At 66.7% G+C, this 15142-nt stretch carries 12 protein-coding genes; 7 read left to right on the top strand and 5 right to left on the bottom strand.

What is annotated here, in order from left to right; translation table 11 throughout:
* The first annotated feature begins 58 nt into the window (after window positions 1-58).
* From pheS to AC07TU_RS03590, 4 genes are all read left to right on the top strand, one after another.
* Window positions 59-1141, top strand: a complete 1083-nt coding sequence (gene pheS / locus AC07TU_RS03605; protein WP_495186538.1) for a phenylalanine--tRNA ligase subunit alpha — start codon at window positions 59-61, stop codon at window positions 1139-1141.
* Window positions 1138-3549: a phenylalanine--tRNA ligase subunit beta gene (gene pheT / locus AC07TU_RS03600; RefSeq protein WP_495186537.1), complete on the top strand. Its 2412-nt coding sequence runs from the start codon at window positions 1138-1140 to the stop codon at window positions 3547-3549. The genes pheS and pheT overlap by 4 nt, the downstream gene beginning before the upstream one ends.
* Before the next feature lie 129 nt (window positions 3550-3678).
* Window positions 3679-4425, top strand: coding sequence for an SDR family NAD(P)-dependent oxidoreductase (locus tag AC07TU_RS03595; protein ID WP_495186536.1), 747 nt, complete (start codon window positions 3679-3681; stop codon window positions 4423-4425).
* On the top strand, window positions 4422-5282 hold the full coding sequence (locus tag AC07TU_RS03590; protein ID WP_495186535.1) for an aldose 1-epimerase family protein: 861 nt from the start codon (window positions 4422-4424) through the stop codon (window positions 5280-5282). The genes AC07TU_RS03595 and AC07TU_RS03590 overlap by 4 nt, the downstream gene beginning before the upstream one ends.
* 6 nt (window positions 5283-5288) lie before the next feature.
* On the opposite strand, the gene AC07TU_RS03585 is transcribed toward AC07TU_RS03590, so the two are convergent.
* Window positions 5289-6119: an alpha/beta fold hydrolase gene (locus AC07TU_RS03585; protein WP_495186534.1), complete on the bottom strand. Its 831-nt coding sequence runs from the start codon at window positions 6117-6119 to the stop codon at window positions 5289-5291.
* Window positions 6120-6274: 155 nt separating this feature from the next.
* Between AC07TU_RS03585 and AC07TU_RS03580 the strand changes: the two genes are divergently transcribed.
* Window positions 6275-7849 (top strand): peptide chain release factor 3, encoded by a 1575-nt coding sequence (locus tag AC07TU_RS03580; RefSeq protein ID WP_495186533.1) that lies wholly within the window; start codon window positions 6275-6277, stop codon window positions 7847-7849.
* Window positions 7850-7904: 55 nt separating this feature from the next.
* On the opposite strand, the gene AC07TU_RS03575 is transcribed toward AC07TU_RS03580, so the two are convergent.
* Window positions 7905-9182, bottom strand: coding sequence for a spinster family MFS transporter (locus AC07TU_RS03575; RefSeq protein ID WP_495186532.1), 1278 nt, complete (start codon window positions 9180-9182; stop codon window positions 7905-7907).
* Window positions 9183-9271: 89 nt separating this feature from the next.
* Entirely contained in the window at window positions 9272-11500 is a 2229-nt protein-coding gene (locus AC07TU_RS03570) for a TonB-dependent receptor (RefSeq protein WP_495186531.1), read from the bottom strand.
* 113 nt (window positions 11501-11613) lie between these two features.
* Here AC07TU_RS03570 and AC07TU_RS03565 point away from each other — a divergent pair, with 113 nt between their 5' ends.
* Window positions 11614-12279, top strand: a complete 666-nt coding sequence (locus tag AC07TU_RS03565) for a TetR/AcrR family transcriptional regulator (RefSeq protein WP_495186530.1) — start codon at window positions 11614-11616, stop codon at window positions 12277-12279.
* Between the two features lie 187 nt (window positions 12280-12466).
* On the opposite strand, the gene AC07TU_RS03560 is transcribed toward AC07TU_RS03565, so the two are convergent.
* Window positions 12467-13039, bottom strand: coding sequence for a hypothetical protein (locus tag AC07TU_RS03560; RefSeq protein WP_495186529.1), 573 nt, complete (start codon window positions 13037-13039; stop codon window positions 12467-12469).
* Window positions 13040-13157: 118 nt separating this feature from the next.
* Window positions 13158-13754, bottom strand: a complete 597-nt coding sequence (locus tag AC07TU_RS03555; RefSeq protein WP_495186528.1) for a TlpA family protein disulfide reductase — start codon at window positions 13752-13754, stop codon at window positions 13158-13160.
* Window positions 13755-13770: 16 nt separating this feature from the next.
* Here AC07TU_RS03555 and argH point away from each other — a divergent pair, with 16 nt between their 5' ends.
* On the top strand, window positions 13771-15141 hold the full coding sequence (gene argH, locus AC07TU_RS03550) for an argininosuccinate lyase (protein WP_495186527.1): 1371 nt from the start codon (window positions 13771-13773) through the stop codon (window positions 15139-15141).
* Window position 15142 lies beyond the last annotated feature (1 nt).

Here is a 15142-nt window from a genome sequence, read left to right as displayed (position 1 = left end):
CCTTGACCTTCGCGCCCGACTGCGGTTCGGGCCACATCGACCAATGAACGGAATTTCGATGACCACCGATCTCGACCAACTCAGGGCCGAACTCCTCGCCTCGATCGACGCTTCCTCCGGCGTCGATGCGCTCGATGCGGTGCGCGTCCATGCGCTCGGCAAGCAGGGCGCCGTCACCGGCCTGCTCAAGACGCTCGGCGGCATGTCGCCCGAGGAGCGGCAGGAAACCGGCCCGCGCATCCACGCACTGCGTGAGGCGGTGACCGACGCGATCGCCGCGCGCAAGGCGGCGCTGGAGGGCGCGGCGCTTTCGGCCAAGCTCGCCGCCGAGACGCTCGACATGACCCTGCCCGCCGATGGCGTGCCCGCAGGCAGCGTCCATCCGGTTTCGCAGGTGATGGACGAGCTGGCCGAGATTTTCGCGGACCTCGGCTTCGCGGTCGCGACCGGTCCGGAGATCGAGGACGACTGGCACAATTTCACCGCGCTCAACATTCCCGAGACGCATCCCGCGCGCGCGATGCACGACACCTTCTATCTCGCGGGCGACCATGCCTCGCCGATGGTGCTGCGCACCCACACCTCGCCGGTCCAGATCCGCGCGATGAAGGCGGCGGGCGGGCAGAAGCCGGTGCGGATCATCGCGCCGGGCCGCACCTATCGCTCGGATAGCGACGCCACCCACACCCCAATGTTCCATCAGGTCGAGGGGCTGGTGATCGACAAGGGCATCACGCTCGGCCACCTCAAATGGACGCTGGAGACCTTCCTCAAGGCGTTCTTCGAGCGCGACGACATCGTGCTGCGCCTGCGCCCGAGCTACTTCCCCTTCACCGAGCCGTCGGCGGAGGTCGATGTCGGCTTCTCGATCGTCAACGGCAAGCGCGTGATCGGCGGGTCCGAAGGCTGGATGGAAGTGCTCGGCAGCGGCATGGTCCACCGCAAGGTGATCGAGGCCGGCGGCTACGACCCAGACCAATGGCAGGGCTTCGCCTTCGGCTGCGGGATCGATCGCCTGGCGATGCTCAAATACGGGATGGATGATTTGCGCGCCTTCTTCGACGGCGATCTGCGCTGGCTCAAGCACTATGGCTTCTCGGCGCTCGACGTGCCCACGCTGAGCGGGGGAGTGGGCGCATGAAGTTCACCCTGAGCTGGCTCAAGGAGCATCTGGATACCGACGCGACGCTCGACCAGATCGACGAAGCGCTGACCCGTGTCGGCCTCGAGGTCGAGGGCATCGAGAATCCGGGCGAGAAGCTCGCGGCATTCCGCGTCGCGCGCGTCCTTACCGCCGAGCGCCACCCGCAGGCCGACAAGCTTCAGGTGCTGACGATCGACACCGGCGACGGCGTGCCGCTTCAGGTCGTGTGCGGCGCCCCCAACGCGCGCGCCGGTCTGGTCGGCGTGCTCGGCCTTCCCGGCGCGGTGGTTCCGGCCAATGGCATGGTGCTCAAGGTCGCCGCCGTGCGCGGCGTCGAATCGAACGGCATGATGTGCTCGACGCGTGAGTTGGAACTCGGTGACGATCATGACGGCATCATCGAGCTGCCCGACGATGCGCCGATCGGCACCCGCTTCCCCGATTATGCCGGCCTCAACGATCCGGTGTTCGACGTGTCGATCACGCCCAACCGCCAGGATTGCATGGGCGTACGCGGCATCGCGCGCGATCTCGCCGCTGCGGGCCTGGGTGCGCTGAAGCCGCTCGACGCCACCCCGGTGAAGGGCGAAGGCGCCGGGCCGGAAGTGCGCATCGACGCGCCCGAGGGCTGCCCGGCTTACTACGGCCAGACCGTGCGCGGCGTGACCAACGGCGCCTCGCCCGACTGGATGCAGGCGCGGTTGAAGGCCGTGGGCCAGCGCCCGATCTCGGCTCTGGTCGACATCACCAATTATGTGATGATCGACCTTGGCCGCCCGCTCCATGTCTATGACAAGGCGAAGCTGTCGGGCGCGATGGTGGTGCGCAAGGCCAAGGCCGGCGAGCAGGTGCTGGCGCTCAACGAGAAGACCTACACGCTCGACGAGACCATCACCGTGATCGCCGACGATACCGGCGTCCACGATATTGGCGGCATCATGGGCGGCGAGGATACCGGCGTGTCGGAGACGACCACCGATGTCGTCATCGAATGCGCCTTCTTCGATCCCGAGCATATCGCGCGCGCCGGGCAGAAACTGCTGCTCACCAGCGATGCGCGTACCCGCTTCGAGCGCGGGGTGGACCCCGCCTTCCTTGAGGACGGCATCGCCATCGCCGCGCGGCTGGTCACGCAGCTGTGCGGCGGTACCGCCAGCGAGGTGACCCGCGCGGGCACGCTGCCGCGCGTCGGCATCACCACCGGTTACGATCCGGTGCTGGCCGAGACGCTGGGCGGCCTCGCCGTCCCCGCCGGGCGCCAGAAGCAGATCCTCGAATCGCTCGGCTTCACCGTCGAGCCGCTCGACGCCAATGGCGATCCGGTCGGCATCGATGCGGGCTTCGACGCCTTTCGCGTCACCGCGCCCAGCTGGCGCCGCGATATCGACGGCCCTGCCGATCTGGTCGAGGAAGTGATCCGCATCGAAGGGATCGACAACGTCCCCTCGACCCCGCTGCCTCGCACGCCCGGCGTCGCGACGCCGACCGCCACGGCCGAGCAGAAGCTCGAACGCCGCATGCGCCGCACCGCGGCGTCGCGCGGGCTCAACGAAGCGGTGACCTGGAGCTTCATCGCCGAGAAGGAAGCCGAAGCAGTCGGCGGCGGCGCCTGGACGCTCGCCAACCCGATCAGCGAGGATCTAAAGGTCATGCGCCCGTCGCTGCTGCCCGGGCTGCTGATGGCCGCGGGCCGCAACACCAAGCGCGGCGCGACGAGCGTACGGCTGTTCGAGATCGGCCGCCGTTACCTCGCCGACGCCGAGAAGCTGACGCTCACCGCACTCCTCGCGGGCGACAAGACGCCCCGCGGCTGGGCGAACGGCAAGGCACAGCCCTTCACCGCCTATGACGCCAAGGCCGAAGCGCTGGCGCTGCTCGAAGCCGCGGGCGCGCCTGTGGCGAACCTGCAGGTGATGGGCGAAGCGGGCGAGGCTTGGCATCCCGGCCAGTCTGCGACGCTGCGGCTCGGGCCGAAGACGGTACTGGCGGCGTTCGGCATGCTGCATCCGGCACTGCTCAAGCAGTTCGACCTCGATGGCCCGGTCGCGGCGGTCGAGATCTTCCTCGACGCGATTCCGGGCAAGCGTTCGACCGGCTTCATGCGCCCCGCCTATACGCCGCCCGCGCTGCAGGCGGTGACGCGCGACTTCGCCTTCATCGTTCCGGCGGAGCTGGCGGGGGGCGACCTCGTCCGCGCAGTCAAAGGCGCGGACAAGGCGGCGATCACCGATGCTCGCCTGTTCGACCTGTTCACCGGCACCGGCGTCGAGGAAGGCAAGAAGAGCCTCGCGGTCGAGATCACGCTCCAGCCGGGCGAAAAGAGCTTCACCGATGCCGAGATCAAGGCGGTGGCCGACAAGGTCGTCGCCGCGGCGGCGAAACTGGGGGCAACGTTGCGCGGCTAAATCAACGCCGTCACCCCGGCCTTGTGCCGGGGTCCACGGTGCCGCAAGCGATGAACTCGAACCTGACACGCATCGCCCAACGCGCGGTGGATCCCGGCGCAAGGCCGGGATGACGATGGAGTAGATGAAATGCGCACCGCCCTGATCACCGGCGCGACCTCCGGCTTCGGCGCCGCCGCCTCTCGCGCCTTCGTCGCGGCGGGCTGGCGGGTGATCGGCACCGGGCGGCGGGCGGACCGGCTCGATGCGCTCAAGGCCGAGCTGGGCGACGACCGATTCCACCCGGCCGTGTTCGACGTCCGCGACGAAGGCGCGAGAGACGCCGCGCTCGACAGTCTGCCCGAGGCGTTCCGGGGCATCGACCTGCTGGTCAACAATGCCGGCCTCGCGCTCGGCACCGAGAAGGCGCAGGACGCCTCGCTCGAAAATTGGCGAGTGATGATCGACACCAACGTCACCGCTTTGGTTGCGATCACGCACAAGCTGTTGCCGCACCTGATCGAACGCAAGGGCGCGATCATCAACCTGTCCTCGGTCGCGGCGACCTATCCCTATCTCGGCGGCAATGTGTATGGCGGCACCAAGGCGTTCGTGCACCAGTTCAGCCTGAACCTGCGCAGCGACCTGGCGGGCACCGGCGTCCGCGTCACCTCGATCGAGCCGGGCATGGCCGAGACCGAATTCACGCTGGTCCGCACCGGCAGCCAGGAAGCGTCGGACGCGCTCTATGGCGGCGCCGATCCGATGACGGCGGAGGATATCGCCGGCATGATCCTGTGGGTCGCCCAGCTTCCCGCGCATCTCAACATCAACACGATGGAGATGATGCCGGTGAACCAGAGCTTCGCCGGCTTTGCGGTGCACCGCGCGGGATGATCGAGATCGGCTCCGGCGCGCTCAGCGCGGCGATCAATCCGCTCGGCGCCGAGCTCACCCATTTGCGCGACGCGCAGGGCAATGAGCTGATGGGCGACGGCGATCCGGCCTTCTGGACCGGCCGCGCGCCCTTGCTCTTCCCGGTCGTCGGCGCGCTCAATGGCGACAGCTACCGGCTCGACGGCCGCGACTATGTGCTGCCCCCGCACGGCTTCGCGCGGCGGCGGGAGTTCGCGTTGGTCGACCACGCCGCCGACCGCGCCTGGTTCCGGCTGAACGACGACGACGCGACGCGCGAGGTCTATCCCTTCGCCTTTGCACTCGATGCGGAGTTCGTCATCGCCGGTTCGACGTTCACCACGACCGTCACGCTGGTCAATCGCGGGGATCGGGCGATGCCGGCAAGCTTCGGCTTCCATCCCGCCTTCGCCTGGCCCCTGCCCTATGGCGGTGCGAAGAAGGATCACCGCATCGTCTTCGAGCACGAGGAGCCGCAGCCCATCGCCCGGCTCGAGGGCAAGCTGATCGGGCCGGTCGACCGCGAGACGCCGGTCGAGGGCGATATGCTATGGCTGCGTGATGGGCTGTTCGAGCAGGATGCGCTGGTCTGGACCGCGCCGCAGAGCCGCTCACTGCGTTATGGCGCGCCGGATGGCCCGCAGCTCGATATCACCTTCCCCGACATGCCGACGCTGGCGGTGTGGACAAAGCCCGGCGCGCGTTTCATCTGCATCGAGCCGTGGCAAGGCCATGCCGATCCCGCCGGCTTCACCGGCGAGATCTGGGACAAGCCGGGGATGCTCCGGCTGGAACCGGGCGAGCGCCGCGCCTTCACCATGGCCGTGACGCTCGCCTGATCCCGCTCAGCTTTCGATAAAGGCGAGCAGGTCGGGGTTCACCACCTCGGGATGCGTCGCGCACAGGCCATGGGGCAGGCCCTCATAGGTCTTGAGCGTGCCGTTCCTGAGCAAGGCCGCCGATTTGGGCGCCGAATCGTGATAGGGCACGATCTGGTCGTCGGTACCGTGCATCACCAGCACCGGAATATCGATCGCCTTGAGGTCTTCGGTGAAGTCGGTCTCGCTGAACGCCTTGATGCAGTCGTAATGCGCCTTGGCGCCGCCCATCATCCCCTGGCGCCACCAATTGTCGATCAGCCCCTGGCTGACCGTCGCGCCATCGCGGTTGAAGCCGTAAAAGGGCCCGGCGGGCACATCGATGTAGAATTGGGCGCGGTTGGCGACGAGCGCCTCGCGAAAGCCGTCGAACACCTCGATCGGCAGGCCCTCGGGATTGCTGTCCTTCTTCACCATCACCGGCGGTACCGCGCCGATCAGCACCGCCTTGGCGACGCGCCCCGGCTCGGCACGCGCGACATAATGCGCGACCTCGCCGCCACCGGTCGAATGGCCGATATGGATCGCACCTTTCAGGTCGAGCGCCTTCACCAGCGCCGCGACGTCGGCGGCATAGGTATCCATCTCATTGCCCTCCCAGGTCTGGGAGGAGCGGCCATGCCCGCGCCGGTCGTGGGCGATCACGCGATAGCCCTTGTGCAGGAAGAACAGCATCTGGTTGTCCCAGTCGTCGGCACTCAGCGGCCAGCCGTGATGGAAGACGATCGGGGTGGCGTCCTTCGGACCCCAGTCCTTGTAGAAGATCTCGGTGCCATCGCTGGTGGTGATCATGCTCATCGGCTCGCATCCCTGATTTGGACCGCCCCGCGACAAGCGTGGCGTAGGCGAAAGATGACACCGGTGGATGAGTCGAGAAAGTGCAACGTTCGAAAGCGATCGTTTCCATTGGCGAAACACTCGATTCGCGAGCCACTTCCCGCTAGAGGGCCGCGATGCCCGAGAATGTGATTCCAGGTCGCCGCACCTTCGCGATCATCTCCCACCCCGACGCCGGCAAGACCACGCTGACCGAAAAGCTGCTGCTGTTCGGCGGCGCGATCCATCTCGCCGGCGAGGTCAAGGCGCGCGGTCAGGCCCGGCGCGCGCGATCGGACTGGATGAAGATCGAGCAGCAGCGCGGCATCTCGGTCACCTCGTCGGTGATGACCTTCGAGCGCGACGGCGTGACCTTCAACCTGCTCGACACGCCGGGCCACGAGGACTTCTCGGAAGACACCTACCGCACGCTGACCGCGGTCGACTCAGCGGTGATGGTGATCGACGTCGCCAAGGGCATCGAGAGCCAGACGCGCAAGCTGTTCGAGGTCTGCCGCCTGCGCAACGTGCCGATCATCACCTTCGTCAACAAGGTCGACCGCGAAGGCCGCGAGGTGTTCGAGACGCTCGACGAGATCGCCGACCTGCTCGCGCTCGACGTCGCGCCGATGACCTGGCCGGTCGGCATGGGCGGCACGTTCGAGGGGGTGTACGACCTCGTTTCCAACCGCCTGTTGCTGCCCGAGGGCGACAGCCGCGAGTTCCAGGGCAAGGTCATCCAGACGACCGGCCTCGACGATCCGCAGCTCGATGCGATCCTCTCGCCCCAGAACCTCGCCAAGCTGCGCGAGGATGCCGAGCTCGCGATGGCGGGCTATGCGAGCTTCGACGGCGAGGCCTATCGTCATGGCGACCTCACCCCGGTCTATTTCGGATCGGCGCTCAAGGAGTTCGGCGTCGATTCGCTGATCGACGCGATCGCACGCCACGCCCCGCCACCGCACGCGCTGCCCGCCGAGCCGGCGCCGGTCTCACCGGACTATAACGAGGTCACAGGCTTCGTGTTCAAGGTGCAGGCGAACATGGACCCCAACCATCGCGACCGCATCGCGTTCATGCGGCTGGTGTCGGGCACCTTCAAGCGCGGCATGAAGCTGACCCCGACGGGCCACGGCAAACCGATCGCGATCCATTCGCCGATCATGTTCTTCGCCCAGCAGCGCGAGCTGGCGGATGAGGCCTTCCCCGGCGACATCATCGGCATCCCCAATCACGGCACGCTGCGGGTCGGCGACACGCTGAGCGAGAAGGCGGCCGTCCGCTTCACCGGGCTTCCGAACTTCGCGCCCGAAATCCTGCGCCGCGTAGTGCTCAAGGACCCGACCAAGACCAAGCAGCTGCGCAAGGCGCTCGACGATCTGTCCGAAGAGGGCGTGATCCAGGTCTTCTATCCCGAGATCGGGTCGAACTGGATCATCGGCGTGGTCGGCCAGCTCCAGCTCGACGTGCTGCTCTCGCGCCTTGATGCCGAGTACAAGGTCGGCGCGAATCTCGAGCCCGCGCCGTTCGACACGGCGCGCTGGATCGGCGGCGAGGCCGCGGACGTGAAGGAATTCATGGATCTCAACCGCGGCGCCATGGCCAAGGACCGCGACGGCGACCCGGTGTTCCTTGCCAAGTCCGCCTGGGAGGTCGGCTATGTCGCCGACCGCTATTCCAAGGTGAAATTCATGGCGACGCGGGAACGCTAGGAGCTGGGTTCGGCTGCGCCGAGCACCGCCTCAACGCAGCTCCGCTCCATCAGAATCAGGCAGCCACGTCGTCCACCCAGCCCCGGCGCAGCGGTTTGACTGCGAACAGCATCAGCGCAGCCGCGAGCGCGTAGAAGACGAGACAGCCGACCGCCGCATAGCGCAGCGACTCGATCCCGTAGCTCGACTTGAGCGCGTCCGAGAGCGCACCCATCAGCAGCGGTCCGGCGCCCAGCCCGATCAGATTGTTGATCAGCAGGAAGCTGGCCGACGCCGTCGCGCGCATCTCGCGCGGGACGAGGTGCTGGACGGCGGTCGTCACCGGGCCGAGCCACAGGATGTTGAGCGCATTGGGGATCAGCAGCAGCACCCAGGCGAGCGTCGCCGACGGGCTGAGCAGGCCGAAGGCAAAGGCCGGAACGGTGATCGCCCAGGCAATCGCCGGCAATCTGGCGTACCAGCCGCGGTCCTTGCCGCCGAGCCGGTCGGCAAGCCAGCCGCCCGCGAACACACCGGCGACTCCGCCGACGAGCAGGATCGATCCCATGAACTGGCCGGTGGTAATCAGGTCGAAGCCGAAGCTGCGCATCAGGATCGACGGCGTCCACAGCGCAAGGCCATAGCCGCACAGCGAGCTGAACGAGGCCGCGAACGCCATCAGCCAGAAGGCCGGCTTCTTCGCGAGGATGGGGAAGACGCCCGACACCGGCGTCGCCTTGGCCGCGGCGGCCGGGCGCGGCAGATCGCGCACCACATATTTGAAGATCGGGGCGAGCACGATGCCGGCCACGCCCATCACGATGAACGCCGTACGCCAGTCGACCAGCGCGGCGATATAGGCGCCGAGCAATGTTCCCCCGGCAAGGCCCACCGGGATGCCGAGCGAGTAAATGGCGAGCGCCCGCGCGCGCTTCTCCGGCGGGAAATAGTCGGCGATCAGCGCATAGGACGGCGCCACGCCGCCCGCTTCGCCGACACCGACGCCCAGCCGGTAGAGGAAGAGATGCCAGTAGCCGGTTGCGGTGCCACACAGCGCCGTGAACGCGCTCCACACCGCCAGGCTGCCCGCGATCACCGCACTGCGGCTGGTGCGGTCGGCCAGATAGGCCAGGGGAACGCCGAGGATCGAATAGAGCAAGGCGAAGGCAAGGCCGCCGATCGCGCCGAATTCGGCGTCGGTGAGTCCGAGGTCCGCCTTGATCGGCACGGCGAGAATGCCGAGGATCTGCCGGTCGAGGAAGTTGAAGGTGTAGACCAGCAACAGCATCGCGAGCACAACGCCACGGTAACCGGGTGTTGCCTGACGCGCGGTCGCTCCGTCGCTGGCGTTCATGCCGTCCCTCCCCTTCGAAAAAATTGGCCGGACGCCTCGCTTGAAGCGCCCGGCCGGATCAATGTGCCAAACTCAAGACGGCAAGGCGATCAGAACTTCACCTCGAACGTCCCGGTGAAGGTACGCGGCGGGCCGTAATAGCCGATGATCGAGTTACCGAAGGTCGCGCCCGGGAAGTTGTAGCCGCCGACACGATAGCGCGCGTCGGTCAGGTTGCGCGCCGCGACGCCGATCCGGTAGCGGCCGCCCGCCGACGTCCAGTTGAGCGACGCATCGACCAGCGCATAGCCGTCCTGGTCGAGCGCAGGCGTCGCCAGCTCGAACATCTGCGTGTCGCTGCGCAGCGAGACCGAGGGGGTGAAGGCGATCGTGCCGCCCGCCAGATCTTCCGACCAGGTGGCGGAGACGTTGGCGGTCCATTCCGGGGTGTTCTGGAACGCGCGCTGGTTCGACACGTCGACCGGGGTGGTACCGCCGCCGATGAAGGTGAAGAACTCCTTGTAGTCGGCATTGGTATAACCGAGCACGAGGCTGGCCGAGAGGTTGCGCGAGGGCACCACGCGCGCCTCGAACTCGAACCCGTAAATCTCGCCCTTGCCCGCATTGTCGACGAAGCTGGCGATGCCGCCGGCCAGCGACGGCACCTGGATCGTGACCTGCTGGTCCTTGTAGTTCGAGAAGAAGCCGGCGAGGTTCACGAACAGGGTGCGGTCGAGGAACGCGCCCTTCATGCCCAGCTCATAGCTGTCGATCGTCTCGGGCTCATAGCCGTTGACCGTGGTCGGCGTCAGGATCGCGTCGCCGCGCATGTCGAAGCCGCCCGATTTGAATCCCTTGCCGTAGCTGGCGTAGAAATTCAGGTCCTGGCGCGGTTCGTAGCTGATGCTGACCCGAGGGGTCAGCTTCTCGAAATCGCGGCTGTTGGTGTAGTTCGAACGGATCAGGCCGGGCACCGCCGCCGCGTTGCCGAAATGCGGGCTGCGGATGCCGGTATAGTTGCGGCGGAAGACCGTCCCGGTCTTCTCGTCGCGGGTATAGCGCAGGCCCGCCGAGATCTTGAACTGGTCGGTCAGGTCGAAGCTGAAATCGCCGAACGCGGCATAGCTCTTGGTGAACACCTCGCCCGAGGTGAGCGTGGTGGTGTTGAGCAGGCCCAGCACCGTGTCGAACGCACCGCTGGCGCGGCCGTTGAGATAATAGACGCCGAACACGCCCTGGATCCGCTCGCCTTCATAGAGGAGCTGGAGTTCCTGGGTGAACTGGCGGTCCGAATATTCCGCCGGTACGTCGAGCGTCGGCAGGATGGTGTTGTCGAAATCGATCACCGTGTCGGTGCTGCCGTCGCGCCACGAGGTGATCGTCTTGAAGGTCAGCGCGTCGGAGAGGTTGATCTCGCCGGTGACCGAAAGCCCGCGCGTCTCGACGCGGTTATGGTCGCCGATCCCGGCGCGGGTGTCATAGACGTCGCCGGTCGGCGCATAGATCGGATCGGTGCCGTTGGGCAGCAGGCGGGTGCCGTGGCGCGGATTCGACCGGTCGAGCACGCGATCGCCCGCGACGCGGATGAAGATATTGTCCGACGGCGTGAACTCGGCCGAGAGCCGCGCCGCGAACACGTCCTTGTTATAGTGTTCCGCGCCCGTGGTCAGGTTGGTTCCGAACCCGTCGCGCCAGTACTGCGCGACCGCAGCGCCGAGCGACAGCGTATCGCCCACCGGCACCACCACCTGCCCGACCAGATCGACCTGGTTGTACGAGCCATAGGAAACGCGCGCCGACGCCTTGTAGTCGTGGCCCAGACGGCGGGTGACATACTTCACCGCGCCGCCGATCGTGTTGCGGCCATAGAGCGTACCCTGCGGCCCGCGCAGCACCTCGACCCGCTCAACGTCGAAAATGTCGAGCACCGCGCCCTGCGGACGCGCGACATAGACGTCGTCGATATAGAGCGCGACGCCCGGCTCGAAGCCCCAGAGCGGATCCTGCTGGCCGACGCCGCGGCTGAACGCGATCAGCGTCGAGTTGGAGCCGCGCGCAATCTGCAGCGTCAGGTTCGGGGTCTTGTCCTGCAGCGCTGTGATGTCGGCCGCGCCGCTCTTCACCAGCGAATCGCCCGAGACCACCGACATCGAGATCGGCACGTCGATCAGGCTTTCCTCGCGGCGGCGGGCGGTGACGACGATCTCGCCTTCGGCGGCAGGCGCGGCTTCTTCCGCCGCCGCGGGTGCGTCCTGCGCGAAGGCGGGCATGGCGGTCAGCGCGGCGAGCGCCGCGCCGGTATTGAGAATCGTGCGGACAGACGGAATCAGGCGTAGCATCGAAGCTTCCTCCCCAGATGACAGCCGCGTGAACACCGCGGCTTGTAAGACGTTGGAGGACGCTATAGTGAAACCTGAACCGGGTTTCAACTTCCGGATGCGGAGAGGGGCGAATGACGCAGGATCGTGGCGCGGAAGCCACAGTTGCCGGGGGCATTGCGCGAAACGAGAGCGCGGCGAGCGAGGGCAAGGAGCCACGCACCGCGCGCGGCCGCCGTACGCTGCGCACGATCCTGGATGCCGCCGCAGCCGAATTCGGCGAGAAGGGATTCCACGAAGGATCGATCAGCGGGATCACCCGCCGCGCCGGCGTCGCGCTGGGCAGCTTCTACACCTATTTCGATTCGAAGGACGCGGTGTTCCGCGCGCTGGTACGCGACATGAGCGAGCAGGTGCGCGAGCATGTCGCCCCCGCGATCCGCGCCGCGCCTGAACAGATCGCTGCCGAGCGCGCGGGCCTCGAAACCTTCATCGGCTTCGTGCGCAGGCACAAGGAGATCTACCGGATCATCGACGAGGCCGAGTTCGTCGACCCCGAGAGCTTCAAGCTTCACTACGCCACCACCGCCGAGCGCATCGAGAAGCGCCTGCGCGCCGCCGCCGAGCGCGGCGAGGTCCGCGCCGACGTGTCCGACGTCCATGCCTGGGCGATCATGGGCATGAACGTGTTCCTCGGCCTGCGTTACGGCGTGTGGGGCGATGATCGCGACGCGGCCGAGGTGGCGGATACCGTGGCGGAAATGCTCGCGCGCGGGCTGGGGACGAAGTCGGCCGGCTAGACCGCGGCGGCCTTCATCCCGACCACGACCGTCATCCCGGCCTTGTGCCGGGATCCACCGGGAGGCGAGCCGGAAGCAAGCGGCTCTATTGCATCGCCCGAGGCGCCGTGGATCCCGGCACAAGGCCGGGATGACGGAGAGGGGCATGGCCGCTAGCGACCCATTTGCGGAAGCTCCTGACCCTCCATCATGATTGCTCAGCGGCTGAACGGATGGAGGTGGGTTCAAGGTCAGCGGCCCGGTCGAAGCACGCCACATCTTCTGATCGGCATTGATTACTCGCCCGACCGGTAATCACGACATAGCTGCCCGAATAGAAAGAGGCGCGCAGATCGAAGAAGGAGAACTCTGGTCCAGTGCCCATCGAGACAGCTGGGTGATTTGGGTAACGGAACCCGGATACGTCGGTGGCCCCTTCCGCCAGCGCAGCCCTCATGACTGACATTGCGCGGTCCATATCGGCCGATTCCGCCTTTCGGCGATAGAGATGACAGCTATTCCCCTGACACTCGCCGAGATAGCCGATAACACTGACTGCTTGGCCATTCAGTTGATCTATCTGGGCTATAAATTCGTCGACTGTAATTGCCCTCTGCACAGGCGCGTTGCCGCAAGCCGTGGCAGCTAGCGCCAGAGATAAGCCAATGAGAGATCGAGCAATCGCGGCGCTCCCCATTTTACCAGTATACTGGTGCCGCTGACCGCTTTCTACCCAATAGCCGACACCCCGCTTGCAATGTTGGAATTGCTTTGCTTGCATAGCCGGGCTGCATGACGGCCGCTCTTTGATCGCGTCGATCAGCCCTGCCTAAAGCCCCGCCCCGACAAAGCCGACCAAGTTGACAGAATGAATCGCGTTCCGCGTAACTTCGTCAACTTCACTTCGCCTCGGCCAGCCATTCCTTCGCGGTCTCGCCGTCCCAGTCCATGTCGCCGGCGACACGCCACACCTCACGGCCCTGCGCGTCGTAGAGCACGGTGGTCGGCAGGTTGACGCCGTAATGGGTCGACAGGCCGACATCAGGATCGAGATACGGCTTCAACGCCTGGAACCCGGCCTTCTTGAAATAGGGCGTGACCTTGGCGGCGCCCTCCAGATCCTGGCTGACGGTCACCACCTGAAGCTTCGCACCCTCGCGCTGGGCGAGCCGGTCGAGCGCGGGCATTTCGCGCACGCATGGCGCGCACCAGGTCGCCCACAGGTTGAGCAGCACCGGCTTGCCCTTGAACGCCTCGAGCTTGGTCAAATGCCCGTCGGGCGCCCTGAACGCGACCGGCGGCATGCCCTCGCCCTTGTGGCTGCGGTCGATCGTGCCGATCCGCTCGACCGCATCGGCGGCGTTGGCGGGCGCAGCGGGGCTTTCATTGCCAACAGCGGCGTTTGCTTGCTCGCCCGGCTGCTTGGCCGTATCGCAGCCGGCGATTCCAAGCGCCAGCGTGGCAAGGACAGGGAGAAGCGCGATCGTCGAGCGCAAGACAGACTCCAATAGCATGTGGGGCGGGCGCTTTGCCGAAGGCCCGTCGTCGGTGATGCGCGAGATTAACGCTTCCATCCCGTTCGACAAGCGCATGTGGCGTCAGGACATCGCAGGATCGAAAGCGCACGTGGCCATGCTGGGCAAGCAGGGTATCGTCGATGCGGCGGATGCGGCGACGATCTCGGCCGGGCTCGACGCGGTCGCCGCCGATTACGAACGCGACGGCGTGCCCGAGGATCTGACGCTCGAAGACATCCATATGCTGACCGAGGCGCGGCTGGCCGAGAAGATCGGGCCGGTTGCCGGGCGCCTCCATACCGCGCGCAGCCGCAACGATCAGGTCGCGACCGATTTCCGCCTGTGGGTGCGCGACGCGACCGATCAGGTCCTCGCCGCGCTCGCCGCGCTGCAGGACGCGCTGCTGACACGGGCCGAGGAGCATGCCGGCAGCGTGATGCCCGGCTTCACCCACCTCCAGAGCGCGCAGCCGGTGACGCTCGGCCATCACCTGATGGCCTATTTCGAGATGATCGCCCGCGACATTTCGCGCTTCGCCGACGGACGCGCGCGCGGCAATCGCTGCCCGCTGGGGTCGGCGGCGCTGGCCGGCACCGGCTTCCCGCTCGACCGCGACGCGACGGCGGCGGCGCTCGGCTTCGACGGGCCGACGCGCAATTCGCTCGATGCCGTCAGTGATCGCGACTTCGCGCTCGATTATCTGATGGCGGCGGCGCAATGCTCGCTGCACCTTTCGCGCCTGGCGGAGGAATTCGTGATCTGGGCGAGCCAGCCCTTCGGCTTCGTCAAGCTGAGCGACCAATGGTCGACCGGCAGCTCGATCATGCCGCAGAAGCGCAACCCGGACGCCGCCGAGCTGGTGCGCGGTCATTCGGGACGCATCGTCGGCTGCCTGACAGCGCTGATGATCACGATGAAGGGGCTGCCGCTCGCCTATTCGAAGGACATGCAGGACGACAAGCCGCCGGTGTTCGAGGCGCACGACCTGCTTGCCTTGTCGATCGCGGCGATGACCGGGATGGTCGAGAGCGCGCAGTTCCGCACCGACCGGATGCGCGGCCTCGCCGAAAGCGGCTTCTCGACCGCCACCGACCTTGCCGACTGGCTGGTGCGCGAGGGCGGCATCCCGTTCCGCGAGGCGCATCACATCACCGGCCGCGCGGTCGCGGCGGCCGAGGCGAAGAATGTACGGCTCGACCAGCTCGAGCTTGCGGATCTGCAGGCGATCGACCAGCGTATCGACGAACGCGCATTCGGCGTGCTGACCGTCGATGCCTCGGTCGCGAGCCGGACGAGCTTTGGTGGAACCGCACCCGCGCGGGTGCGTGAGGCAATTGCGGCGGCACGCGCCGCAAGAGGAGAGTAAC

The organism is Sphingomonas sp. GW821-FHT03E12 (assembly GCF_059420685.1).
The sequence above is the reverse complement of the archived record's forward strand: the minus strand, read 5'-3'. Positions and strand labels throughout refer to the sequence as shown.